The sequence below is a fragment of the Methylobacterium dankookense genome, from assembly GCF_902141855.1.
Lineage (GTDB): Bacteria > Pseudomonadota > Alphaproteobacteria > Rhizobiales > Beijerinckiaceae > Methylobacterium > Methylobacterium dankookense.
Genome location: NZ_CABFVH010000028.1, coordinates 12,047 through 36,960 on the forward strand (window position 1 = coordinate 12,047; position 24,914 = coordinate 36,960).

18 protein-coding genes are annotated in these 24,914 nt (G+C 71.0%); 9 read left to right on the forward strand and 9 right to left on the reverse strand.

What is annotated here, in order from left to right; translation table 11 throughout:
- Positions 1-7: 7 nt before the first annotated feature.
- Complete coding sequence (gene rpoC, locus MTDSW087_RS19030; RefSeq protein ID WP_144766485.1) at positions 8-4,216, forward strand: DNA-directed RNA polymerase subunit beta'; 4,209 nt, start codon at positions 8-10, stop codon at positions 4,214-4,216.
- A gap of 81 nt (positions 4,217-4,297) precedes the next feature.
- Here the strand turns inward: rpoC and glpK are convergent, their stop codons facing one another.
- The gene (gene glpK, locus MTDSW087_RS19035; RefSeq protein ID WP_144766486.1) at positions 4,298-5,791 is read right to left on the reverse strand and encodes a glycerol kinase GlpK; all 1,494 of its coding nucleotides are present in this window, start codon (positions 5,789-5,791) and stop codon (positions 4,298-4,300) included.
- A gap of 19 nt (positions 5,792-5,810) precedes the next feature.
- Positions 5,811-7,337, reverse strand: coding sequence for a glycerol-3-phosphate dehydrogenase (gene glpD, locus MTDSW087_RS19040; RefSeq protein WP_144766487.1), 1,527 nt, complete (start codon positions 7,335-7,337; stop codon positions 5,811-5,813).
- A gap of 252 nt (positions 7,338-7,589) precedes the next feature.
- Here glpD and garD point away from each other — a divergent pair, with 252 nt between their 5' ends.
- On the forward strand, positions 7,590-9,152 hold the full coding sequence (gene garD, locus MTDSW087_RS19045) for a galactarate dehydratase (RefSeq protein ID WP_144766488.1): 1,563 nt from the start codon (positions 7,590-7,592) through the stop codon (positions 9,150-9,152).
- A gap of 88 nt (positions 9,153-9,240) precedes the next feature.
- The gene (locus tag MTDSW087_RS19050; protein WP_144766489.1) at positions 9,241-10,368 is read left to right on the forward strand and encodes an L-talarate/galactarate dehydratase; all 1,128 of its coding nucleotides are present in this window, start codon (positions 9,241-9,243) and stop codon (positions 10,366-10,368) included.
- A gap of 14 nt (positions 10,369-10,382) precedes the next feature.
- On the opposite strand, the gene MTDSW087_RS19055 is transcribed toward MTDSW087_RS19050, so the two are convergent.
- The 4 genes from MTDSW087_RS19055 to MTDSW087_RS19070 are packed head-to-tail and all read right to left on the reverse strand — an operon-like array spanning position 10,383 to position 14,413.
- Positions 10,383-11,459: an ABC transporter permease gene (locus MTDSW087_RS19055; RefSeq protein WP_186383904.1), complete on the reverse strand. Its 1,077-nt coding sequence runs from the start codon at positions 11,457-11,459 to the stop codon at positions 10,383-10,385.
- Entirely contained in the window at positions 11,456-12,379 is a 924-nt protein-coding gene (locus MTDSW087_RS19060; protein ID WP_144766490.1) for an ABC transporter permease, read from the reverse strand. The genes MTDSW087_RS19055 and MTDSW087_RS19060 overlap by 4 nt, the downstream gene beginning before the upstream one ends.
- 10 nt (positions 12,380-12,389) lie before the next feature.
- Positions 12,390-13,976, reverse strand: coding sequence for a peptide ABC transporter substrate-binding protein (locus MTDSW087_RS19065; RefSeq protein ID WP_144766491.1), 1,587 nt, complete (start codon positions 13,974-13,976; stop codon positions 12,390-12,392).
- Positions 13,976-14,413 carry a GlcG/HbpS family heme-binding protein gene (locus tag MTDSW087_RS19070; protein ID WP_144766492.1) on the reverse strand — a complete coding sequence of 146 codons (438 nt, stop codon included), beginning with the start codon at positions 14,411-14,413 and terminating at the stop codon, positions 13,976-13,978. Before MTDSW087_RS19070 ends, MTDSW087_RS19065 begins: the two co-directional genes overlap by 1 nt.
- A gap of 89 nt (positions 14,414-14,502) precedes the next feature.
- On the opposite strand from MTDSW087_RS19070, the gene MTDSW087_RS19075 reads away from it, so the two are divergent.
- Positions 14,503-15,627, forward strand: coding sequence for a hypothetical protein (locus MTDSW087_RS19075; protein ID WP_144766493.1), 1,125 nt, complete (start codon positions 14,503-14,505; stop codon positions 15,625-15,627).
- 9 nt (positions 15,628-15,636) lie between these two features.
- On the opposite strand, the gene MTDSW087_RS19080 is transcribed toward MTDSW087_RS19075, so the two are convergent.
- The gene (locus tag MTDSW087_RS19080) at positions 15,637-17,499 is read right to left on the reverse strand and encodes an ABC-F family ATP-binding cassette domain-containing protein (protein WP_144766494.1); all 1,863 of its coding nucleotides are present in this window, start codon (positions 17,497-17,499) and stop codon (positions 15,637-15,639) included.
- Between the two features lie 60 nt (positions 17,500-17,559).
- The gene (locus tag MTDSW087_RS19085) at positions 17,560-18,468 is read right to left on the reverse strand and encodes a UDP-3-O-acyl-N-acetylglucosamine deacetylase (RefSeq protein WP_144766495.1); all 909 of its coding nucleotides are present in this window, start codon (positions 18,466-18,468) and stop codon (positions 17,560-17,562) included.
- 328 nt (positions 18,469-18,796) lie between these two features.
- Between MTDSW087_RS19085 and MTDSW087_RS19090 the strand changes: the two genes are divergently transcribed.
- The 5 genes from MTDSW087_RS19090 (at position 18,797) to MTDSW087_RS19110 (ending at position 22,621) form a co-directional block, all read left to right on the forward strand.
- The gene (locus MTDSW087_RS19090; RefSeq protein ID WP_144766496.1) at positions 18,797-19,483 is read left to right on the forward strand and encodes a Crp/Fnr family transcriptional regulator; all 687 of its coding nucleotides are present in this window, start codon (positions 18,797-18,799) and stop codon (positions 19,481-19,483) included.
- Positions 19,484-19,487: 4 nt separating this feature from the next.
- Positions 19,488-20,552: an ABC transporter ATP-binding protein gene (locus MTDSW087_RS19095; protein ID WP_186383905.1), complete on the forward strand. Its 1,065-nt coding sequence runs from the start codon at positions 19,488-19,490 to the stop codon at positions 20,550-20,552.
- Entirely contained in the window at positions 20,549-21,466 is a 918-nt protein-coding gene (locus MTDSW087_RS19100) for an ABC transporter permease (RefSeq protein WP_144766498.1), read from the forward strand. The genes MTDSW087_RS19095 and MTDSW087_RS19100 overlap by 4 nt, the downstream gene beginning before the upstream one ends.
- Complete coding sequence (locus tag MTDSW087_RS19105; protein WP_144766499.1) at positions 21,463-22,227, forward strand: ABC transporter permease; 765 nt, start codon at positions 21,463-21,465, stop codon at positions 22,225-22,227. Before MTDSW087_RS19100 ends, MTDSW087_RS19105 begins: the two co-directional genes overlap by 4 nt.
- Positions 22,228-22,459: 232 nt before the next feature.
- Positions 22,460-22,621 (forward strand): Flp family type IVb pilin, encoded by a 162-nt coding sequence (locus tag MTDSW087_RS19110; protein ID WP_144766500.1) that lies wholly within the window; start codon positions 22,460-22,462, stop codon positions 22,619-22,621.
- Between the two features lie 129 nt (positions 22,622-22,750).
- Here the strand turns inward: MTDSW087_RS19110 and MTDSW087_RS19115 are convergent, their stop codons facing one another.
- Positions 22,751-24,913, reverse strand: a complete 2,163-nt coding sequence (locus tag MTDSW087_RS19115; RefSeq protein WP_238178873.1) for a glycosyltransferase family 2 protein — start codon at positions 24,911-24,913, stop codon at positions 22,751-22,753.
- Position 24,914: the final 1 nt, after the last annotated feature.

Consider the following 24,914-nt stretch of genomic DNA (forward strand, 5'->3'; position numbering starts at 1 on the left):
GCGGATCATGAACCAAGAGGTCATGAACCTTTTCAACCAGCAGGCCCAGCCTCAGAGCTTCGACCAGATCAAGATCTCGATCTCGTCGCCTGAGAAGATTCTGTCCTGGTCTTATGGCGAGATCAAGAAGCCCGAGACGATCAACTACCGGACCTTCAAGCCCGAGCGCGACGGCCTGTTCTGCGCGCGCATCTTCGGGCCCATCAAGGACTATGAGTGCTTGTGCGGTAAGTACAAGCGCATGAAGTACAAGGGCGTCATCTGCGAGAAGTGCGGCGTCGAGGTCACCCTCGCGCGCGTCCGGCGCGACCGCATGGGCCATATCGAGCTCGCGGCGCCCGTCGCCCACATCTGGTTCCTGAAGTCGCTGCCGAGCCGCATCGGCCTGCTGCTCGACATGGCGCTCAAGGACCTGGAGCGCATCCTCTACTTCGAATCCTACTGCGTCATCGAGCCGGGCCTCACCCCCCTGAAGGAGCGTCAGCTCCTCTCGGAGGAGGAGTACCTGCGCGCCCAGGAGGAGTACGGCGAGGATTCCTTCACCGCCATGATCGGCGCCGAGGCCATTCGGCGCATCCTGCAGGAACTCGATCTCGACAAGATCGCGAACGACCTGCGCGAGGAGATCGCCGTCACCACCTCGGAGCTGAAGCCGAAGAAGCTCCTGAAGCGCCTCAAGATCATCGAGGCCTTCCAGCTCTCCGGCAACCGTCCCGAGTGGATGATCCTGACCGTCGTGCCGGTCATCCCGCCGGACCTGCGCCCGCTGGTCCCGCTCGATGGCGGCCGCTTCGCCACGTCGGATCTGAACGACCTCTACCGCCGCGTCATCAACCGCAACAACCGCCTGAAGCGGCTGATCGAGCTGCGCGCGCCGGACATCATCATCCGCAACGAGAAGCGCATGCTTCAGGAAGCGGTCGATGCGCTGTTCGACAACGGCCGCCGCGGCCGTGTCATCACGGGCGCCAACAAGCGCCCGCTGAAGTCGCTCGCCGATATGCTGAAGGGCAAGCAGGGCCGCTTCCGCCAGAACCTGCTCGGCAAGCGCGTCGACTACTCGGGCCGTTCGGTCATCGTGGTCGGCCCCGAGCTGAAGCTGCACCAGTGCGGCCTGCCGAAGAAGATGGCGCTGGAACTGTTCAAGCCCTTCATCTACGCGCGCCTCGACGCCAAGGGCTTCTCCGCCACGGTGAAGCAGGCGAAGAAGCTCGTCGAGAAGGAGAAGCCGGAGGTCTGGGATATCCTCGACGAGGTGATCCGCGAGCACCCGGTGATGCTGAACCGCGCGCCGACGCTGCACCGCCTCGGCATCCAGGCGTTCGAGCCGAAGCTGATCGAGGGCAAGGCGATCCAGCTCCACCCGCTGGTCTGCGCCGCGTTCAACGCCGACTTCGACGGCGACCAGATGGCCGTGCACGTCCCCCTGAGCCTCGAGGCTCAGCTGGAGGCGCGCGTGCTGATGATGTCGACGAACAACATCCTGCACCCGGCCAACGGCCAGCCGATCATCGTGCCCTCGCAGGACATCGTCCTCGGCCTCTACTACTTGTCCATCGTGGCCGAGGGTGCGCCGGGCGAGTACAAGCCCGGCAACACCGAGAACCCGATGCAGGGCGTCTACGGTGATCTCGGCGAGCTGGAGCACGCGCTGGCCGCCAAGGCCGTGTCGCTGCACTCGAAGATCAAGTGGCGCTGGAAGGGCCTCGGCCCGGACGGCGAGCCCGTCACCCGTCTCTACGACACCACCCCGGGCCGCGTGATCCTCTCGGGTGCGCTGCCGCGCCACCGGAAGGTTCCCTTCGACGTCGTCAACAAGCTGATGACCAAGAAGGAGATCTCGGCGATGATCGACACCGTCTACCGCCATTGCGGTCAGAAGGAGTCGGTGATCTTCTGTGACCGCATCATGGGCCTCGGCTTCACCCACGCCTTCCGTGCCGGCATCTCGTTCGGCAAGGACGACATGGTGGTGCCGGACAACAAGTGGTCGATCGTCGACACCACGCGCGCTCTGGTGAAGGACTACGAGCAGCAGTACAACGACGGCCTGATCACTCAGGGCGAGAAGTACAACAAGGTCGTCGACGCCTGGGCGAAGTGCTCCGACAAGCTCGCCCAGGAGATGATGGGCCGCATCTCGGCGGTTCAGAAGGACGAGAACGGCGCCGACAAGCAGGTCAACTCGATCTACATGATGAGCCACTCGGGTGCCCGTGGCTCGCCGGCGCAGATGAAGCAGCTCGCCGCCATGCGCGGCCTCATGGCCAAGCCGTCGGGCGAGATCATCGAGACGCCGATCATCTCGAACTTCAAGGAAGGCCTCGACGTTCTCGAGTACTTCAACTCGACCCACGGCGCCCGGAAGGGTCTGGCGGACACGGCGCTCAAGACCGCCAACTCCGGCTACCTCACCCGCCGCCTCGTGGACGTGGCGCAGGACGCCGTCATCCGCGAGACGGATTGCGGCACCACGAACGGCATCCGCATGCGGGCCATCGTCGATGCCGGCCAGGTGGTCGCGTCGCTGGCGACCCGCATCCTCGGCCGCGCCACGGCTGAGGATCTGGTCGCGCAGGACGGCACGGTGATCGTCGCCACCGGCGAGACCATCGAGGAGAAGCACCTGCCGGCGATCACGGCCGCCGGCATCCAGGAGGTGAAGATCCGCTCCGTGCTCGTCTGTCAGACGAAGAGCGGCGTCTGCGCCACCTGCTACGGGCGCGACCTCGCCCGCGGCACGCCCGTCAACATGGGCGAGGCCGTCGGCGTCATCGCGGCGCAGTCGATCGGCGAGCCGGGCACCCAGCTCACCATGCGCACCTTCCACATCGGCGGCGCGGCCCAGATCGCCGACTCGTCCTTCATCGAGTCGAGCTTCGAGGGCACGATCAAGATCCGCAACCGGGCTCTTGCCAAGAACTCGGACGGCGATCTGGTCGCCACCGGCCGCAACGTGGCGGTCGTCGTGGTCGGTTCGGACGGCGCCGAGCGCGCGGTGCACCGTCTCCAGTACGGCGCGCGCGTGCGCGTCGACGAGGGTGACAAGATCAAGCGCGGGCAGCGGATCGCCGAGTGGGATCCCTACACCCGTCCGATCCTCACCGAGGTCGACGGCATCGTGGCCTACGAGGACCTGTACGACGGTCAGTCGATCACCGAGACGGCCGACGAGTCGACGGGCATCTCGAAGCGCGTCGTCATCGACTGGCGCGGTTCGGCTCGGACCTCCGACCTGAAGCCGGCGATGGTCATCGTCGATCAGGACGGCAAGGCGATCAAGCTGCCGCGCGGCTCGGATGCCCGTTACCTCCTGCCCGTCGATGCCATCATCGGCTTCGATCCGGGCGGCAAGGTGAAGGCCGGCGACATCCTCGCCCGCGTCTCCACGGACTCAGCCAAGACCCGCGACATCACCGGCGGTCTGCCGCGGGTGGCGGAGCTGTTCGAGGCGCGCCGTCCGAAGGATGCGGCGATCATCGCCGAGAAGTCGGGCACGATCGCCTTCGGGCGCGACTACAAGAACAAGCGTCGCCTGACGCTGACGCCGCACGACGGTTCGGAGCCGGTCGAGTACCTGATCCCCAAGGGCAAGCACATCCACTTGCAGGACGGAGACGTGGTCGAGCTCGGCGACTACATCGTCGACGGCAACCCGGCGCCGCACGACATCCTGGCGATCAAGGGCGTGGAGGAGCTTGCCGCCTACCTCGTCAACGAGATCCAGGAGGTCTACCGGCTCCAGGGCGTGTCGATCAACGACAAGCACATCGAGGTCATCGTCCGGCAGATGCTGCAGAAGGTCGAAGTGACCGAGAGCGGCGATTCCGACATCATCCCGGGCGACCAGATCGACCGGACCGAGCTCACCGACATCAACGAGAAGCTGATCGCGGAGGGCAAGAAGCCGGTGGTCGGCGTCCCGGTGCTGCTCGGCATCACCAAGGCATCGCTGCAGACGAAGTCGTTCATCTCGGCGGCCTCGTTCCAGGAGACCACCCGCGTCCTCACCGAGGCGGCGGTCAACGGCAAGGTCGACACCCTGGAAGGCCTCAAGGAGAACGTCATCGTCGGCTCGCTCATCCCGGCAGGCACCGGCTCGATGGTGGCCGACATCCGCTCGATCGCGCGGCGCCGCGACGGTCTCATCCTGCAGCAGAAGCAGGCCGAGAGCGGCGCCCAGCCCATCGAGGAGCTTCCGCCCGCGGCGGAGTGACCCGCGATCGGGTGACAGAACTTGGAGAGGGCGGCCCTGCGGGGCCGCCCTTTTCGTTTCTACGATGTCGGGCGTCGCCGGCTATCCGGCGCTGGCGAGCAGCCCCTTCACTGCCCGCCGCCACCCCGCGAGCTTCGCCTCCCGCGTCGGCGCGCTCATGCCCACCCGGAAGCGGCGCTCCAGGCGCCAGAGGTCGGCGAAGCGCTCGGGCTCGGGGTAGAGCCCTGCCGAGAGGCCGGCGAGATAGGCCGCGCCGAGCGCGGTGGTCTCCAGGATCCGCGGCCGGTCGACCGGTGCGTCGAGAAGATCGCAGAGGCGCTGCATCGTCCAGTCCGAGGCGACCATGCCGCCGTCGACCCGCAGCACGGTGCCGGCCTCGGCGCACCAATCGGCGCGCATCGCCTGAAGCAGGTCGACGGTCTGGTAGCAGACACTCTCCAGGGCCGCCCGCGCGAACTCGGCCGGGCCGCTGTTGCGGGTGAGGCCGAACAGGGCGCCGCGCACGTCGGGGTTCCAGTGCGGCGCGCCGAGGCCCACGAAGGCGGGAACGAGGTAGAGGTCCTGCTCGGGATCCGCCTCGGCGGCCAGGGGCCCGGTCTCGGCCGCGTGCCCGATGAGCCCGAGCCCATCGCGCAGCCATTGTACCACCGCGCCCGCCACGAAGATCGAGCCTTCGAGCGCGTAGGTCCGCTCGCCGCCGAGTTGGTAGGCGATGGTGGTGAGCAGGCGGTTCTCGGAGGCGATGGCCTCGGTGCCGGTATTCACCAGGGCGAAGCAGCCGGTGCCGTAGGTGGACTTGATCATGCCCGGCCGGAAGCAGGCTTGTCCCACCATCGCCGCCTGCTGATCGCCGGCGACGCCGCGGATCGGGATCGGCGCGCCGAACCATTCCGGCAGGGTCTCGCCGAAATCGCCGGCGCAGTCGCGCACCTCGGGCAGCAGGCTCTCGGGCACGTTGAACAGGGCGAGCAGGTTGCGGTCCCACGCGCCGCGATGGATGTCGTAAAGCAGGGTGCGTGAGGCATTCGTCGCGTCGATGGCGTGGACCGCGCCGCCCGTGAAACGCCAGAGCAGGTAGCCGTCGACGGTGCCGAAGGCGAGTTCGCCCCGCTCGGCCCGGGCGCGGGCGCCCGGCATGTTGTCGAGAATCCAGGCGATCTTGGTGGCGGAGAAATAGGGGTCGATGATGAGCCCCGTCCGCGCGGTGACGAGCGCCTCGTGCCCCTCCTGCCGCAGCCGGGCGCAGGTCGGCGCCGTGCGCCGGTCCTGCCAGACGATGGCGCGGCCCACCGCCTCGCCGCTCGCCCGGTCCCAGACGAGGGTCGTCTCGCGCTGGTTGGTGATGCCGATCCCGGCAATGGCCCGGGCCTCCAGCCCGGCATGGGCCAAAGCGGTGCGTGCGGTGGCGAGCGTCGTCTCCCAGAGGTCGTCCGGCTCGTGCTCCACCCAGCCCGAGGCCGGGAAGTGCTGGGGGAACTCCTCCTGGGCCTGGGCCACGGCCTGCGCCTGCGCATCGAAGACGATCGACCGCGTCGAGGTGGTGCCCTGGTCGATGGCGAGGATGAAACGCGGCATCACGGCGTCTCCCACTGTTCTACTGAGGCGCGGCCTCTTCGCGGACCGCGTCCATTCCGGTCTGCGCGGCCATGAAGGCTTCGAGCGCCGCCCTGTCGTCGGCGCCGATCCGCAGGCCGAGCTTCGTCCGGCGCCAGAGCACGTCGGCGGGCTCGTGCGCCCATTCCACCTGCATCAGGTAGCGCAGCTCCGCCTCGGTGAGGTCCGCTCCGAAGGTGCGGCCGAGATCCGGCAGCGAGGATGCACCGGCCAGAATCCGCTCCGCCCGGGTGCCGTAGGCGCGCGCGAGCCGCGCGGCGAGCGCCTCTGGAAGCCAGGGGCGGCCGGCGCGCAGCCGCGCGACCAGGGCAGCGTAGCCCCGTGGCGGGAAGTCTCCACCGGGGAGCGGCGCCGAGGCGGTCCAGCCCGCGCCCTGCCGTATCGCGGGCAGGTGGGGACCGAGCTTCGCGAGCGCCGATTCGGCGAGCCGCCGGTAGGTGGTGATCTTGCCGCCGTAGACGGAGAGGAGCGGGGGGCCGTCCGCTGGCGCGTCGAGGGCCAGCACGTAGTCGCGGGTCGCGGCCTGCGCCTGCGAGGCGCCGTCGTCGTAGAGCGGGCGCAGGCCCGAATAGGTCCACACCACGTCGGCCGGCGTCACCGGGGCACGGAAATAGGCGCTCGCCGCCGCGCAGAGATAGGCGACCTCCTCCGCGCTCGCCTCGACGCGCGCGAGATCTCCGGTGAAGTCGCGGTCGGTGGTGCCGATCAGGGTGAAGTCGCGCTCGTAGGGGATGGCGAAGACGATGCGGCGGTCCGGATTCTGGAAGATGTAGGCGCGGTCGTGCGCGAAAAGCCGCTTCGTGACGATGTGGCTTCCCTGGACGAGGCGCACCGCAGGCGCCGCCCCGCCGAACAGGCGCCCCACGCGGGGCCCCGACGCATCGACCAGGGCGCGGGCGGCGATCTCCGAGCCGCCCTCCGGTCCCGCGACGCCGAGGTGCCAGAGGCCGCCCACGCGCTCCGCCCGCTCGACGCGGGTCCGCACGCGGATGTCGGCGCCCCGCTCCGCGGCATCCACCGCGTTGAGCACGACGAGACGGGAATCCTCCACCCAGCAATCGGAATAGGCGAAGCCGCGGGTGAAGGCCGCGCGCAGCGGCGCGCCGGCCGGGTCCTGCCTGAGGTCGAGGGTCTCGGTGCCCGGCAGGTCGGAACGGCCGCCGAGATTGTCGTAGATCAGCAGGCCGAGGCGCAGCAGCCAGGCGGGGCGCATGGCGCGGTGGTAGGGCAGAACGAAGCGCAGCGGCCAGACGATGTGCGGGGCGTTGCGCCACAGCACCGCGCGCTCGGCCAGGGCCTCGCGCACCAGGCGGAAGGCGTATTGCTCCAGGTAGCGCAGGCCGCCATGGATCAGCTTGGTCGAGGCCGAGGAGGTGCCTGCGGCGAGGTCGCCCTGCTCGAACAGGACGACACGGGCGCCGCGGCCCGCGGCGTCGCGGGCGATGCCGCAGCCGTTCACGCCGCCGCCGATCACGGCGAGGTCGTAGGTCGTCCGAGGCCCGTCCAAGGCGCCCTCTCGTCCTGGTCCTGGCACGATATAGGGCGGGTATCCGGGATGGGCCTCCCCATCTCGGGTGTGATGCGCAGCGACTGATGCGCGGATGCTGTTGCCAAGCCTCGATCGAGACCGGTTCGGCAACAATCAAGCCAAACTCAACATTGGATCGGGAGCGGCGCGCACCGTAACGTCCGATTCAACAGGCTCGACCGACATGGTTTCGGGACAGGGCCGGCACCGCAGATCCAGCGGGAGGAACCAATGCTGAGCGCCGAGACCGCACCGCGCGCCGAGGGCGACGCGCCGCGTACCATCCGTCTTCACGCCGACGACAACGTCGCCATCGTCGTCAACGCCTTCGGCCTGCCCGCCGGCACGGTCTTCCCCGATGGCCTGACGCTGCGCGAGTTCGTGCCCCAGGGCCACAAGGTGGCGCTCGCCGACATTCCGGAAGGCGGCCATGTGCGCCGCTACGGCGAGGTGGTCGGCATCGCGTTGCGCGACATCGCCCAGGGCACCTGGGTCGAGGAATCCTGCGTCGAGACCCCGACAGCGCCGGCCCTCGACGCCCTGGAGAAGGCCACCCGCATCCCCGCCGCCCTGCCGCCGCTCGACGGCTACACCTTCGAGGGCTTCCGCAACCCGGATGGCAGCGTCGGCACCAAGAACATCCTGGCGATCTCCACCAGCGTGCAATGCGTGACCGGCACCCTCGACGTGGCGATCAAGCGCATCCGCGAGGAGCTGCTGCCGCGCTTCCCCAACGTTGACGACGTGATCGGCCTCACCCATGCCTATGGCTGCGGCGTGGCCATCAACGCCCCCGAGGCCGTCATCCCGATCCGGACGCTCCAGAGCCTCGCCAAGAACCCGAATTTCGGCGGCGAGGTCATGGTGGTCGGCCTCGGCTGCGAGAAGCTCGTCTCCGAGCGCCTCGTGCCGGCTGACAAAGGGGCCGCCGAGGACAGCGTGGTCCGGCTGCAGGACGAGCGCCACCAGGGCTTCGGCAGCATGATCGACAGCATCATGACGATGGCCGAGGCGCGTCTCGCGGTGCTCAACCGGCGGCAGCGCGAGACCTGCCCGGCCTCCGAGCTGGTGGTCGGCCTGCAATGCGGCGGCAGCGACGCCTTCTCCGGCGTCACCGCCAACCCGTCGCTCGGGTTCGCCGCCGACCTGCTGGTGCGCTGCGGCGCCACCGTGCTGTTCTCCGAGGTGACGGAGGTGCGCGACGCGATCCACCTCCTCACCCCGCGGGCCGCGACCCCCGAGGTCGCCGACGCGCTGATCCGCGAGATGGCCTGGTACGACGACTATCTGGAAAAGGGCGGCGCCGACCGCCGCGCCAACCCCTCGCCCGGCAACAAGAAGGGCGGGCTCAACAACATCGTCGAGAAGGCCCTCGGCTCGGTGGCGAAATCCGGCACCAGCGCCATCGCGGGCGTGCTCGCCCCCGGCGAGCGGGTGCGCGAGCGGGGGCTGATCTTCGCGGCGACGCCCGCGAGCGACTTCGTCTGCGGCACGCTGCAGCTCGCCTCCGGCATCACCGTGCAGGTCTTCTCCACGGGCCGCGGCACGCCCTACGGCCTCGCCCAGGCGCCCGTGATCAAGGTGGCGACGCGGACCGAGCTGAGCCAGCGCTGGTCGGACCTGATCGACCTCGATGCCGGCCGCATCGCGACGGGCGAGTCGACCATCGAGGAGATGGGCTGGGAGCTGTTCCAGCTGATCCTCGACGTGGCGAGCGGGCGCAAGCGTCCCTGGTCCGACCGCTGGGGCCTTTACAACGACCTCACGCTGTTCAACCCGGCGCCGATCACCTGACCGCCTGACGGCCTCTCCCATCAGCCGAACCCGACGCTGCGCCCCGAGGTGGGCGCGGCAACGACACCCTCTGCCCGGAGGACTCGCGATGCACGACACGGTCACCGGAATCCGGCTGCGCTCGGTGGCGCTGCCGCTGAAGACGCCGATCAGCGACGCCAAGGTGCTCACCGGCCGCCAAAAGCCGATGACCGAGATCGCGATCCTGTTCTGCGAGGTCGAGACGCGCGAGGGCCATCGCGGCCTCGGCATCAGCTATTCCAAGCGGGCCGGCGGCTCGGGCCAGTTCGTCCATGCCCGCGAGATCGCGCCCGCTTTGCTGGGCGAGGATCCGAGCGACATCGCCAGGGCCTGGGACAAGCTCGCCTGGGCCGGGGCCTCTGCCGGCCGCAGCGGTCTCGCCGTCCAGGCCATCGGCGCCTTCGACGTCGCGCTCTGGGACCTGAAGGCGAAGCGGGCCGGGCTCTCGCTCGCCAAGCTGCTCGGGGCGCAGCGCGATTTGGTGCGCTGCTACAACACCTCCGGCGGCTTCCTGCACACGCCCCTCGACGAGGTTCTGGTCAACACCGACCGCTCCCGGGCGAAGGGCATCGGCGGCATCAAGCTGAAGGTCGGCCAGCCGGATTGGGCGGAGGATATCCGCCGCGTCGCGGCCGTGCGCGAGCATCTGGGCGAGGCGTTTCCGCTGATGGTCGACGCCAACCAGCAATGGGACCGGCCGACCGCCATGCGGATGGGCCGGATCTTCGAGCGGTTCAACCTGATCTGGATCGAGGAGCCGCTCGATTGCTACGACGCCGCCGGCCATGCGGCGCTCGCCGCCGCCCTCGACACGCCGATCGCCACCGGCGAGATGCTGACGAGCGTCTCCGAGCACTGGGACTTCATCCGCCAGAACGGCGCCGATTTCCTGATGCCGGACGCGCCCCGCGTCGGCGGCATCACGCCCTTCCTCAAGGTCGCGACGCTCGCCGAGTTCGCGGGCCTGACCATCGCGCCGCATTTCTCGATGGAGCTGCACATCCACCTCGCCGCAGCGATGCAGCGCGAGCCCTGGGTCGAGCATTTCGAGTGGCTGGAGCCGCTGTTCAACGAGCGGCTGGCGCTTGAGAACGGCCGCATGGTCGTGCCGACACGGCCCGGCCTCGGCATCTCGCTCAGCGAACAGGCGCTTGCCTGGACCCGCGAGACGGTGGCGTTCGGCAGCCTGGGCTGAGCGACCGGCCGCGGTCATCTCCGCAAGTCGAGCGCGTCGGCCAGCCGATCGCCCAGGGTGTTGAGCGCGACAAGGGTCGCGACCAGGAAGGCCGCCGGTGCCGCCAGCATGTGCGGGGCCGATTCGATCGCCCGCGCGCCCTCGGCTACCAGCACGCCCCAGCTGGTCTCCGGCTCCTGCACGCCGAGGCCGAGGAAGGACAGGAAGCTCTCGGTGAGGATGACCCGCGGCACGATCAGCGTCGCGGCCACAGCGATCGGCGCGAGCGCATTCGGCACGATGTGGCGGGTGAGGATGGCGCGCGGGCCGAGGCCGAGGGCGCGGGCCGCGCGGACGAAGTCGCGGGCGCTCAGGGCCAGCGCCTGGCCCCGCACGATGCGGGCCATGTCGAGCCATTCGACCGCGGCGATGGCCACGAGGATCAGCGCGAGGCCCGGCCGGAACAGGACCACCAGCACGATCACGAAGAACACGAAGGGCAGGGCGTAGAGGATGTCGACGATCCGCATCATCAGCGCGTCGACGAGCCCGCCGGCATAGCCGGAGACCGCGCCGTAGAGGACGCCGACCACGAGGGCGGCAAGCGTCGCCGTCAGCCCGATCAGGAGCGAGACGCGGCCCGCCACCAGGCTGCGGGTGAGGAGGTCGCGCCCGTGCACGTCGGTGCCGAGGAGGAAGTGCAGGCGCCGCACGGGCGCCTCGACCACGAGGCGTCGATCGCCCGCGGCGGCCTCGACCACGCGGGGCTCGCCGACGAGGTCGGAGCGGGGCAGGTAGACGAGGCTGCGCCGGTCGATCCCGCCTTCCGCGGCGAGCACGAGGCGTAGGGTGCCTTCCGTGACCACGGCCTCCTCCACCCGCGCGCGCATGCGGAAGGCGATGCGGTCGAGGGCTGCGCGCAGCCGCTCGGGGCCCGGCTCCGCGGCGAAGCCCGCCGGGAGCTGGCGCAGGTCCGGATAGCTCCGCTCCGGTGCGTGGCCGGTGAGCAGGGGCCCGGCGAGACAGGCGAGCGCCACCAGGGCGAGCACGGCGAGGGAGGCGAGGGCGCCCGGATCCTTCAGCAGGCGCCGCAGCGGTCGTTCGGCGCTCACCGGTTGAGCCTCAGGCGCGGGTCGGCCCAGGCGGCCAGCAGGTCGGCGACGAGGTTGAAGGCGATCACGAGCACGCCCACCAGCACCACGGTGCCCATCACCAGCGTGTAGTCCCGGTTCAGCGCGCCCTCGACGAAGTAGCGGCCGACACCCGGCAGGCCGAAGATCGTCTCGACCACGACCGAGCCGGTGAGGAGACCCGCGGCGAGCGGCCCGGCCAGCGCGATCACCGGCAGGAGCGCGCCGCGCAAGGCGTGGCGGAGCACGCGCAGGGGCGGCAGGCCGAGGCTGCGCATGGTCCGCACCGGCTGGGCGGAGAGCGCCTCGGCGAGCGAGGCCCGGGTGAGGCGCGCCACCGCGCCGACCTGCGGCAGCGCGAGGGTCGCGACCGGCAGGATCAGGTGCGCGGGACTGCCGCCCTCCCAGCCGCTCAGCGGCAACCAGCGCAGGGTAAGGCCGAAGGCGATCTGCAACAGGGGCGCCACGACGAAGCTCGGCAGGGACAGGCCGAGCGCCGCCCCGAATCCGACCGCGCGGTCGACGAGGCTGCCGCGATGGAGCGCCGCGAGGCTGCCGAGCCCGATGCCGAGGCCGAGCGCGAGGACGAGGGCGAGGCCGCCGAGCGTCATCGATACGGGCAGGCCGCGGGCGAGGAGGTCGCTGACGGTGAGGTCGCGGAAGGAGAAGGAGGGGCCGAGATCGCCCCGCATCAGCGCGGCGAGGTAGCGGCCGAACTGCACGGGCAGCGGCTGGTCGAGGCCGTAGACCATGCGCAGGTTCGCCATCGCGGCCGGCGCCAGCGGACGCTCCAGATCGAACGGACCGCCGGGGGCGAGCCGCATCAGGAGGAAGCTTCCCGCCACCACGACGAAGAGGGTCGGCACGGCCTGGGCGAGCCGGCGCAGGACGAGGCCGATCATGCGGCGCCCGTCACGGGTCCAGCCTCAGGAAACGGGTCGGGGCGACGTTGCGCAGGTTGGCGTGGTAGCCGTGCAGGCGTGGGCTGATCAGGGCCTTGGAGCGGGTGTGCATCACCGGGATCCAGGGCAGGTCGCGCATCAGGATCGCCTCGGCGCGGGCGAGCAGGCCGGCCCGCGCGGCCACGTCGCGCTCGCCGGCCGCCGCATCGAGAAGGGCGTCGTAGTCGGGATTGGCGTAGCGGCCCGGATTCAGGCCGTCATTGCCGGAGCGCAGCAGGAACAGGAAGTTCTGCGGGTCGGCATAATCGGCGATCCAGGACATCCGGGCCACGTCGAAATCGCCGCCGTCGCGCAGATGGGCGAAATGGGTCTTGGCGTCGGTGTAGACGAAGCGGGTCTCGATGCCGAGGTCGCGCCACATCTCGGCGATCGCGATCGCCGTGTTGCGGTTGTTGTCGGTGGTGTTGAAGCGATACTCGACGCGCAAGGGGCGGCCCGGCCCGAAGCCGGCCTCGTCGAGCAGGCGCCGCGCCTCGGCCTCGTGGTCGATGGGCAGTCCCGCGCGTCCCTCCGTCTCGGGCGGGTCGCGGTAATGGTCGAGGCCCGGCGGGCAGAGCGAGAAGGCGGGGCTCATCGTGCCGCCCCAGAGCGCCTCGGCGAGGTAGGCCCGGTCGATGACGAGCGAGAGGGCGCGCCGCACGCGCTGGTCGTCGAAGGGCGCCTTGCGCGTGTTCACGGCGAGCGCGTAGAGGCCGAGCGCCGGCCCCAGGACCACCTGATCGCCGAAGCGGCGCTGCAGCGAGGCCATCTGGTCGCCGGGCAGGTCAGCGAGCGAATCGAGCTCGCCCGCCGCGAAGCGGCGCACCGCGCCGGCGAGGTCCGGCGTCGGGATGAACGCGACCTCCGGGATGCTGGCTTCCGCCGCCGCGTAGTGGTGCGGGTTGCGCGCCAGGGTGATGCGGTCGTTCGGCACGAGGTCGCGCAGGGCATAGGCCCCGTTCGAGACGAGATTGCCCGGCCGGGTGAAGGCGTCGCCGTGGCGCTCCACCGAGGGCGGGTGCACGGGCAGCGTGGTCTGGTGCGTGAGGAGTTCGAGGAGATAGGGCGTCGGCTTCTCGAGGGTGATCACCAGGGTGCGCGGATCCGGCGCGGCGACACCGAGCGCCTCGGGCGGCGCCTCGCCGCGGTTCAGCGCGGCGGCGTTGCGGAGCGGATGGAGCATCTCGGCATATTTCGCCGCCGTCTCGGGCTTCAGGATGCGCCGCAGGGCGTAGACGAAGGCGCCGGCCTCCACCGCCTCGCCATTCGACCAGCGCCCGTCGGGGCGCAACTTGAAGGTGTAGGTGAGGGCGTCCGCCGAGACGGTCCATGAATCCGCCGCGCCCGGGATGATGGCGCCGTGATTGTCGTAGGTGAGCAGGCCCTCGAACAGGTCGCGCAGGATATGCGCCTCGGCCACCGTCGAGGAGCGGTGCGGGTCGAGCGTCTCCGGGTCGGCGTCGTTGCCGCGCCGGTAGAGGGATGCGCCCGCGGCGCGGGCGGGGAGGGCGGCCGAGGCCGCCGCGCCGAGCAGCCAGTCGCGGCGGCGCAGGCGGATCAGGCGCCCGTCTCCGCCACGAGGCCGGCCGCCTCGATGCCGGTGACGGCGCAGATCTCGTCGTTGTCCGAGGTGTCACCCGAGATGCCGACCGCACCGAGGAGACGGCCCTCCCGATTGCGGATCAGCACGCCGCCCGGAACCGGCACGAGGCCGGCGGGGCCGGCGATTTCGGCGACGGCGGTCACGAAATAGGCCTGCGTCTCGGCCCGCGCGTGGAGGGCGCGCGAGCCGAGCCCGAGGGCGAGCGCCCCGTTCGCCTTGCCCTGCGCGACCTCGACGCGCCGCAGGGAGGTTCCGTCCTCCGCCTGGACACATTTCAGAGAACCGCGTGCGTCATATGCAACCACGGCGAGTGGTTTCAGTCCACGCGCCCGCGCCGCCTCAAGGGCGGCCGAGACGATGGTCCGGGCGGCTTCGAGCGTCAGGTCGGTCATCGGCTCACGATCCGAGGGGGAAGACGAGGGGGAACGACACGCCTCCGCGGCCAGGCCGCGGCGGTCAACGGGTCTCGAGGTTCAGGCGCATGCGTCGCGCGATCATCCATATCGGAATGCCCCGCACGGGGTCCACCTCGCTGCAGGAGGTGCTGGCCTCCCTGCGGCCGAAACTGGAGGCGGCCGGCCTCCTCTATCCGGAGCTTGCCCCACCGGGCTCGCCCCCGCAGGCGAACGTCAACCACCAGCCCCTGGGCGAGGCCCTCGACGGCCGCCGTCCGCGCACCGAGCGGGCCGCCGCCCTCCGACGGCTCGACCGGGCGCTCGCCGCGACCGCGGCCGACACGGTGATCCTCTCCTACGAGGATTTCTCCGTGCAGCGCGCCGCCTTTCGCGTGCCGGAGACCCTGCGGGCCGCCTTCGCCCGGCGCGGCTTCGCGCTGGAGGTGCTGATGATGGTGAAGCCGCCCTTCGCCTTCCTCAATTCGGCCTATGCCCACCGCGCCCAACTCGTGCGCGAGGGCGGCAGCTTCCGCGACTACCTGCGCCTGCACTGGCGCTCGGCCCGGCTCGACTACCGGGCCCTCGTCGCCCCCTGGGCCGAGGCGGCGGACGGGCGCGTCACGGCCGTCCCGCTCGCGGACCGCCGCTCTGACGCGCCGCTGGTCGCCCGCGCCGTCGAAGCGCTGGGACTTCAGGACCGGCTCGGGCCGCTTCTCGGCCAGGATGTGCGCGGCTACGCCACCAACCGCTCGTCCGGCCCCGTGGCGGTGGAGGCGTCGCGGCGCCTGCGCCGGCTGGGCCTGCACCGGCACACGCCGGGCCATCCGCGCGAGATCGGGCATGTCATCGACCGTGCCGCCTGGGCGCGGGGCCTCGACCCGGTCCCCTTCTGTGGCGACGCGCCCGACTACCGGGCGCGGGTGGAGGAGCGGACCTTCGAGAGCCGCGAGCGCTTCGCGCGCCTCGCCTGGGGCCAGCCCTGGGACGCCGTGGTCGCGCCCGGCCGGAACCTCGCCCCGAACGAGCTGGCGCATGGTCCGATCGAGACCGCGACCGAGGCCGAGGTCGAGGCTGTGATGCGCGAGACCATGTGCCATTTCGGCTTCCGCCCGCCCGCGCCCTGGCTCGGCGGCGCGGCGGCCTGGATCGAGGGGCGGGCGCAGGAGGCCCTGTGCTGGGCCGGGTTCGAGAGCCGCTGGCGCGTGTGCTGAGGCGCGCGCTTAGGCCGCCTCGATCTCCGCGCTGAGCTCGAGCCACTCCTCCTCCGCGGCGCCGAGGGCGTCCGCGGCCTCGGCGCGCATGCGGGCGATCTCACCGGCCTTCGCGGCGTTCTCGCGGAAGGCCGTGCCGTCCTCGAGCGCGGCGTCGATCTTGGCAATGGCGGCGGTGAGCTTGGCGATGCGCGCCTCGGTCGCCTCGAGCTTCTTGCGCAAGGGGGCGAGCGCGGCGCGCCGCTCGACGCCTGCGCGGCGGGCCTCGGCCTGCTTGCCGCCGCTCGGCTCGGAAGCACGCTCGTCGCGCTCCGGGCCCGCCAGCACGAGGCGGCGGTAATCGTCCATGTCGCCGTCGAAGGTCTTCACGGTGCCGTTCGAGACGAGCCAGAGCCGGTCGGCGCAGGCCTCGACCAGGAAGCGGTCGTGGCTGACCAGGATGACCGCGCCCTCGTAGTCGTTGATCGCCTCCACGAGCGCCTGCCGGCTCTCGATGTCGAGGTGGTTGGTCGGCTCGTCGAGGATCAGCAGATGCGGCCCATGGAAGGCCGCGAGCCCCATCAGCAGGCGCGCCTTCTCGCCGCCGGAGAGCTTCTCGACCGGCGTGTCGGCCTTGTTCGCCCCGAAGCCGAGCCGGGCGGTGGCGGCCCGGGCCCGCGCTTCCGGTACGTCGGGCATCAGGGTGCGCACATGTGCGTAGGCGCTCTCCGCGGGGCGCAGCTCGTCGAGCTGGTGCTGCGCGAAATAGGCGACCTCCATCTTGGAGGAGCGTTTCACCTCCCCCGTAAGCGGCGGGAGGCGCCCGCCGATCAGCTTGCAGAAGGTCGACTTGCCGTTGCCATTGGCGCCAAGCAACGCCACCCGGTCGTCGGGGGCGAGGCTGAGATTGAGGCCCGAGAGCACGATCCGGTCGGGATAGCCGGCCTGCACCCGCTCCATCGCGACGATCGGCGGCGAGAGGGGCTTCTCCGGGCTCGGCAGGTGGATCACCGGCACGTCGTCGTCGATCAGGCCGGCGATCGGCTCCATCTTGGCGAGGCGCTTCATGCGCGACTGGGCCTGCCGGGCCTTCGTGGCCTTGGCCTTGAAGCGGTCGATGAAGCTCTGGAGATGGGCGCGCTCGGCGTCCTGCTTGGCCTTCGCCTTGGCCTGGAGCGCCCGCTTCTCGGCATATTGCCGGGCGAAGCTCGTATAGCCGCCGCGATAGATGGCGAGCTTGCCCCGGTCGAGGTGGAGGATGTGGTCGACGCTGGTGTCGAGCAGGTCGCGGTCGTGGCTGATGATGATCGCGGTGCGCGGATATTTCTCCAGGTAGTCGTAGAGCCAGAGCGTGCCCTCGATGTCGAGGTAGTTGGTCGGCTCGTCGAGAAGCAGAAGGTCGGGCTCGGAGAACAGAACCGCAGCCAGCGCCACGCGCATGCGCCAGCCGCCGGAGAAGTCCGAGCACGGCCGTCCTTGGGCCTCCGCATCGAAGCCGAGGCCGTGCAGGATCGCCGCGGCGCGAGCCGGGGCCGAATGTGCGCCGATATCGACGAGCCGCGTCTCGATCTCGGCCCGGCGCAGCCCGTCCGCGGTCTCGGCCTCCGCCAGCAGGCGGGCGCGCTCGGTATCGGCGGCGAGCACGACGGAATGCAGCGTCTCCGGCCCGGCCGGCGCCTCCTGGGCAACGGCACCGATGCGCATGCCTTTCGGCAGCGACACCGCCTTGGCGTCGACGGGCAGGTCGCCGAGGATCGCCTTGAACAGGGTGGTCTTGCCGGCGCCGTTGCGGCCGATGAGGCCGACGCGCGCCCGGTCCGGAATCGAGAAGCTCGCCCCGTCGAGGATCAGGCGGTCGCCGATGCGGTAGGTGAGGTCGTTGACGCGCAGCATGGTCGGCGTTCTGGCGGCGCGCGCGCTGAGTGGCAAGATGCTGCGGCGCGCAGGCGCCTCTCAGGCCAGCTCCCAGGCTCCTGCGTCGTTCATCAGCGCGGCCACCAGCGCGTGGTTCAGCTCATGGCCGGTATGGGCGGCGCTGACATGGCCGAGGATCGGGTGGCCGGCGAGCGCCAGGTCGCCGACGAGATCCATGGCGCGGTGGCGCACCGGCTCGTCCGGCACCTTCATGCCGCCGACGACGCGGCCGCCGACGATGCCGGCGGTGGTGGAGAGGTTGGCGCCCCGCAGCACCGGCTTGCGGGTGAGGAAGGTGTAGATCTTGAGCGGCACCGCCCATTTGAGGCGCCCGAAGCTGCGCGAGGGCGCGAGGTCGCGGTCGAAACTGTCCGGATCGACGATGCCCGACCAGCGCATCGGGCCGAGATGCGCGAGTTCGAGGAAGGCGGAGATGCGCAGGGCGCCGTCCGGCTCGATCCGCAGGGTGCGCCGCCCGTCGCGGACCTCCACCGGGCGCCGGACCCGGATCGCCGGCCGTGCCGCGTCCTGCTCGCGCCGGCCGGCCGCGCGGATCCCCTCGCACCAGGGGGTCGCGCTGCCATCGAAGATCGGCAACTCCTCGGTGTCGATCTCCACCAGCGCGTTGTCGATCCCGTGGGCGCTGAGCGAGGCCATCAGGTGCTCGACGGTGCGGATCAGGACACCCTCGGGCGAGCGCAGGGCCGTGCAGAGCGGCTGCGATTCCCGATAGCGCCAGAGGGCGGCCACGTCGGCCGTGCGCCCCCGCCTCAGGCTGCGCCGGAACAGGATGCCGTGGCCGGCGGGCGCCGGGCAGACCCGCACCCGCGCATGCCGGCCGGTATGCAGGCCGGGACCGCTGCGCTCGAAGGCCGCGGCCAGGGTGCCCTGGCGCGACCGCACGGCCGGCCGGGTGGGCGTGGCTGCATCCAGCGTCGGGTCAGGCATCGGCGCGGGCAGCCGGCATGGGCGCGATCTCCCGGCCTCTTCGTTCGAATCCGGGCCGTTGGGTATCCGAACGGTGCTGTCCGGGACAAGCCCGGGGCGGTCACGTTGCCGCGCGGTGCCATCCACGCTTTCGACGCGGATCCGGCTTGACCGGGCTTGCACCGCCCGTCACGATCCCCTTCGTAGCTCGGCCCTGTCCTCACGCCGGCCTGCCGGCGTGACGGTGCGGGCCCACCCGGTCGAACCACGACGGGTGGGCTCTCGCGACGATCCGGCTCCGATCCGTGCTGTCGCGCGGGGCCGGCGAACGACTGAGGGGCTGATTGGGATGGCGCGGCTATCCACCATACCGTTCTTCAAGGAGCCGGGCATCGAGCTCGGCGCCTACGAGACCCGCTGCCACTGGCGCCGCTTCGACGAGAACGAGGTGCTGGTCGATTTCGACGATATCTCCACCGACGTCTACTTCCTCGCGACCGGCGAGGTGCGCATCCTCAACCGCACCCAGTCGGGCAAGGAGGTGATCCTCGGCGAGATGCGCGGCGGCGCCTTCTTCGGCGAGTTGGCGGCCATCGACGGGGTCGGTCGCTCGGCCAACGTCACGGCGCTCACCCGCGGCGAGGTCTGCGTGGTGCCGGCGGCCGTGTTCCGGCAGATCGTCTACGCTTCCGAGCCCATCGCCGACCGCCTGCTGAAGCTTCTCGCCAAGCGCGTGCGCGAGCTGAACACCCGGCTCATGGAGCACGCGCTCTTGGATCTCCGGCACCGCCTCTACGCGGAGCTGCTGCGCCTCTCGGTGCCGCGGGCGGGCGGGGGCGAGGAGCGGGTGGTGAGCCCGCCGCCCTACCACCACGTGCTGGCCGCCCGCATCGGCTGCCGCCGCGAGCAGGTGACCCGCGAGTTCACCGCCATGGCGAACGAGGGCCTCGTTGACCGCACGCGCGGTGCCCTGGTGATCCGCCGGCCGGACCTCCTGGAGGCGCGCGTCGCCGAGGCCCTGCGCGAGGACAGCTAGGATCTTGTCCGGGTCATCCGCGCCGCTCCTGCGGCTCGAAGGCGTGACGAAGCGCTTCGGCGGGACGCGCGCGGTCGACGGCGTCGACCTCGCGCTCGCCCGGAACGAGGTCTTCTGCCTGCTCGGCCCCTCGGGCTGCGGCAAGAGCACCCTGCTACGCCTGATCGCCGGGTTCGAGCACCCGGATTCCGGGACGATCCGGCTCGACGAAGCGGACATCACGGCCCTGCCGGCGCATCGGCGGCCGATCAACATGATGTTCCAGTCCTACGCGCTCTTCCCGCATATGAGCGTCGCGCGGAACGTCGCCTACGGGCTCGACCGTCTCGGGCGCGTCGAGCAGGCGCAGCGCGTCGAGACCCTGCTCAGGCTCGTGCGCCTCGACGGGTTCGGGGAGCGCCGGCCGGACACCCTGTCGGGCGGCCAGCGCCAGCGCGTGGCGCTGGCCCGGGCGCTCGCCCGGGAGCCGCGGGTCCTCCTCCTCGACGAGCCGCTGACCGCCCTCGACCGGGCGCTCCGCGAGGAGACGCAGAGCGAGCTTCGCGCGCTTCAGCGGCGCCTTGAGACCAGCTTCGTGGTCGTGACCCACGATCCGGACGAGGCGATGCGGCTCGCCGACCGCGTCGGCGTGATGGATCGCGGCCGGATCGTGCAGATCGGCCCGACGAGCGAACTCTACGAGCAGCCGGCGAGCCGCTACGTCGCCGGGCTCCTCGGCGACGTGAACCTGATCCCCGGCACGCTGGGACCGGACGAGCCGGGACCGACGCGCGCGGTCGAGACGGCCTTCGGCGAACTCCGCGCCCGCGCGCCGGCCGAGCCGCTGGAGGCGGGCGCCGCCGTGGTGGTGGCGCTGCGCCCCGAGCGGATCGTCCTCGCCGAGCACGGCCTGCCCGCCACGGTGGCGGAGCGCATCTTCCTCGGCGGCCGCATCAGCCGGACGCTGCGCATGGCCGACGGCAGCACCCTGCGCGCCAGCGGATCGGCGGAGAGCGCGGAGGCCGATCCGGCCGGCGCCCCGGTCCATCTCAGCTTCGCCGCGGAAGCGGCCTCGATCCTGCCCGCATGAGCGCGCCGGGACCGGGCAGCTCCGGCGGCTGGCGGGCCCGCCTGGTCCGGCTGCCCCCGCTCCTGTGGCTGACCGCCTTCTTCCTCGTCCCCTTCCTGATCACCCTGAAGATCAGCCTGTCGGACGCGGCCACCGCCATGCCGCCCTACCTGCCCGTGCTCGACTGGCAGGCCGGGCTCGAAGGCTGGTCGAGCTTCCTCGAAGCGCTCGATTTCGAGAATTACGCGATCCTCTGGTTCGACAGCTTCTACCGGGAGGCGGCGCTCAGCTCGCTCGCCTATGCGGGCGCGGCAAGCCTCGTCCTCGTCCTCGTCGGAACGCCGCTCGCCTACGCGCTCGCCCGCGCCCCCGCGCGCTGGCAGGCCTTGCTGGTCGCCCTCGTGGTGGTGCCGTTCTGGACGAGCTTCCTGATCCGGGTCTACGCCTGGATCGCGATCCTGAAGCCCGAGGGCCTGCTCAACGCCGCGCTGCTGCGCCTCGGCCTGATCGCGGCGCCGCTGGAGATCCTCAACACGCCGACGGCCGTGATGATCGGCCTGGTCTACGCCTATCTGCCCTTCATGGTGCTGCCCCTCTACGCGGTGATGAGCCGCCTCGACGGGACGTTGCGCGAGGCCGCAGCCGATCTCGGAGCGGGACCGGTGCGGGTATTCCTCACCGTGACGCTGCCGCTTGCCGCCCCCGGCATCGCCGCCGGCGCGCTGCTCTGCTTCATCCCGATGATCGGCGAGTTCATCATCCCGGACCTGCTCGGCGGATCCGACACGCTGATGCTCGGCCGCGTGCTCTGGAGCGAGTTCTTCTCGAACCGCGACTGGCCGCTCGCCTCCGCGGTGGCGGTGCTGATGCTCCTGATCGTGATCGGCCCGGTCGTGCTGTTCCGCGACGCGGGCGCGCGGGAGGCGGGGCGGTGAGCGGCTTCCTCCGCGCGGTGCTCGCGCTCGGCCTCGCCTTCCTCTACGCGCCGATCCTGGTGCTCGCCGTCTACTCGTTCAACGCCTCGAGCCTCGTGACCGTGTGGGGCGGGTTCTCGACGCGCTGGTACGCGGCGCTGTTCGCGGACGAACCGCTGATCGCCTCCGCCTGGGTGTCCCTGCGCGTCGCTCTCCTCTCGGGCGCGATCGCGACCGTGCTCGGCACGCTCGCGGCCCTCGCGCTGGGGCGGCACGGGCGCTTCCGCACGCGCAAGCTCCTCACCGGCCTCGTCTTCGCGCCGATGGTGATGCCGGAGGTGATCATCGGCCTGTCGCTGCTGCTGCTCTTCGTCGGGATCGGCCTCGACCGCGGCATCCTGACGATCGTGATCGCGCACGCGACCTTCTGCACCGGCTTCGTCGCCGTGGTGGTCGGTGCGCGCCTGCGCGGGCTCGACCGGACCCTGGAGGAGGCGGCGGCCGATCTCGGGGCCGGCCCGCTGCGGGTCTTCGCCACGGTGACCCTGCCGCTGGTGGCGCCCGCCATCCTGGCCGGGTTCCTGCTCGCCTTCACCCTGTCGCTCGACGACCTCGTCATCGCGAGCTTCGTCTCGGGACCCGGCGCCACCACCCTGCCGATGCGGCTCTACAGCCAGGTCCGGCTCGGGGTGAACCCGGAGATCAACGCCGCCTCGACGCTGCTCGTCGTCGCGGTGACCGCCGCCGTTCTGGCGGCCTCGCGGCTCACCGCCCGCCGATAGGGGTCGATGGCCACCAATCAATTGCGCGCTATTGATTTGGGAACGGATTCTAATCTGGATCAACAAGAAAGGCTGATTGTCCGTCAGCTCTGACCGAAATTCGCACCTGAACGATATTTTTTCCTCGCACGATCAGACTCCTTTAACGCGCACCATCACAAGTTCGTCAGGTGGCCGAGATTGGAGACCCGATCGTTCCGGCGTCACGTTCCTCCTCATGAAACCTTGGACCATGAAGCTGATCGCCGCATTCCTGAAGGATCGCCGTGGAGCAACTGCCATCGAGTACGGGATGATCGCGGCGCTGATCGCCGTCGTCATCATCGGCACGTTGAAGATCATCGGAACCCAGCTCGACGCCAAGTTCAACAGCATCTCGGCGCAGTTGAACTGATTTGAGGGCGAGCCGGGACCCGCCGGCTCCGTCATCGGAGGACGACAGCCACGGGCGCGGGCCTGCCCTGCGCCCGAACATGCACACTGTGAGGCACTTTCCCACGGCCTTCGCGCCGTGGGATTTTTCCTACAGCCGGTAGTGCGCCGAGATCCGCGAGAGGTTGATGTTATAGTAGGGGTCGGCCCGCAGCAGGGCACCCCAGCGCTCCTGCATCACCGCCGTCTCAGCCTGGAACCGGGCGCGCTTCTCCGGGGTGTCCTCCGGCCCGCGGCTCTTCGATTCGTGGTGGACGAGCTTGGCGAAGGGCGTCCACAGGACGCGGTAGCCGGCCGCGCGGATCTTCAGGCAGAGGTCGATGTCGTTGAAGGCGACCTTCAGCGCCGCCGCGTCGAACCCGCCGACCTCCCGGAACACGTCGCTGCGCATGGCGAGGCAGGCGCCCGTCACCGCCGAGACCTCCTGCACCAGCACCATGCGCGCGAAGTAGCCCGGATCCTCGTCCGGCACGCCGTGGTGGCTGTGTCCGGCCACGCCCCCGATGCCGAGCACGACGCCGCCATGCTGGATCGTGCCGTCCGGATAGAGCAGCTTGGCGCCGACGGCCCCGATCTCCGGGCGTACCGCCTGGGAGACGAGTTCCGTGAGCCAGCCCGGCTCGATCACCTCGATGTCGTTGTTGAGGAACAGGAGGATAGGTCCGCTCGCGGCGGCCGCGCCCCGGTTCGACAGGTCGGAGAAGTTGAACGAGCCTGGCGCCGCAACCACCCTGAACCGCCGATCGTCCCGGTAGCTCTCGAACAGGGCCCGCGTCTCCGGCTCGCGGCTGTCGTTGTCCACGACGACGACCTCGATGTCCGGGTAGTCGGTAGCGCCGAACAGCCCGTCGAGGGTGACGCGCAGGAGTTCCGCCCGGTCGCGGGTCGGGATGATCACCGATACGCGGGGGGCCGGGTCGGGCAGGGGACGGACGACACGGGTGAAGCCGAAGGGCCCCCGCTCGGCGCGCGCGCCGCGGCGCTCCGCCACCTCGGAGACAGCCTGGAGGCGTGCCGCCTCGGCGCGGGCGAGCGCCCGGTCCGAGAAGGTGCCCGAGCCGCCCGCGGCCCGCCAATGGTAGAGCACCATCGGGATGTGCCGGATGCGGGCGGGATCGAGATTCTCGGTCAGCCGCAGCAGCAGGTCGTGGTCCTGGCTGCCCTCGAAGCCCGGGCGCAGGCCGCCCAGCGCCCGCACCGCCTCGGTGCGGATCACGGTCAGGTGGTTGATGTAGTTCTGCCCGTAGAGCAGCTCCCGGTCGAAGCCCGACTTGAAATGCGGCTCGAACCGGCGCCCGCGCCCCTCGATCTTGTCCTCGTCGCTGTAGATCAGAACGAGGCGGGGATCGTCGCGCACGGCGCGGGCGACCTCGTAGAGGGCCTGCTCGGCGAGGGCGTCGTCGTGGTCGAGGAAGGCGACGTAGGGGCCGCGGGCGAGCGCCAGCGCGTCGTTTGTGGCCCGGGCGATGTGTCCGTTCTCGGGCCGGTGCACGACCCGGATCCGCGGGTCCTCGGCCGCGAGCCGGTCCGTGAGCCGGATGATGCGGGCGTCGCGCGAGGCGTCGTCGCACAGGCACAGCTCCCAGTTCGGATAGAGTTGCGCCTGGAGCGAGCGGATCGCCGCCCGCAGCACCTGCGGCGCCGGATCGTGGACCGGCATCAGCACCGAGATCAGGGGGGCGTCGGGCCAGCCCGCGACCTCGGTCCGGATTCGGGCGCGGTCGGCCTCGCTGAGGGAGGCGCTGCGGCGGATCCAGCTGCCGTAGCCGCTCTCGCGGCGATGGCGCAGGGCCCGGTCGAGAAAGGCGCGCCCGCGAACGCGCTTGCCGAGGCTGCGCCAGTAGACGGCGCGGATCGTCAGGCTCGGATCGCGGGCGAGGCCGCGCGCCACCAGCGCCGGCCGGCCGCGCCGGCGAATCTCGATGCGGGCCAGCGACATCGGCCGCCCGGGCACGAGGCCGGCGATGCGCAGCTCCTTCACGTCCTCGGGCAGGCGCCCCGTCCAGGCGAACAGGCCTCCGCCGAGCGCCTCCTCGGCAAGCGGCGGCCCGGGACGCTCGGCGGCGCCCGCGACGAGGCTCATCAGGATCCGCGCGTTGCGCGCGGCGCCGGGATCGTCGGTGAGGAGGATCGTCACCCAGGCCCCGCCGAGCCCGGCCGCGGCGAGATCGAGGCCGAGCCCGTCCGGGCCGCTGCGGACGGGGAGGGCGCGGGCGGCCCCGAGCCCCCCGGAGAGGATCGCGGAGATCGCCACG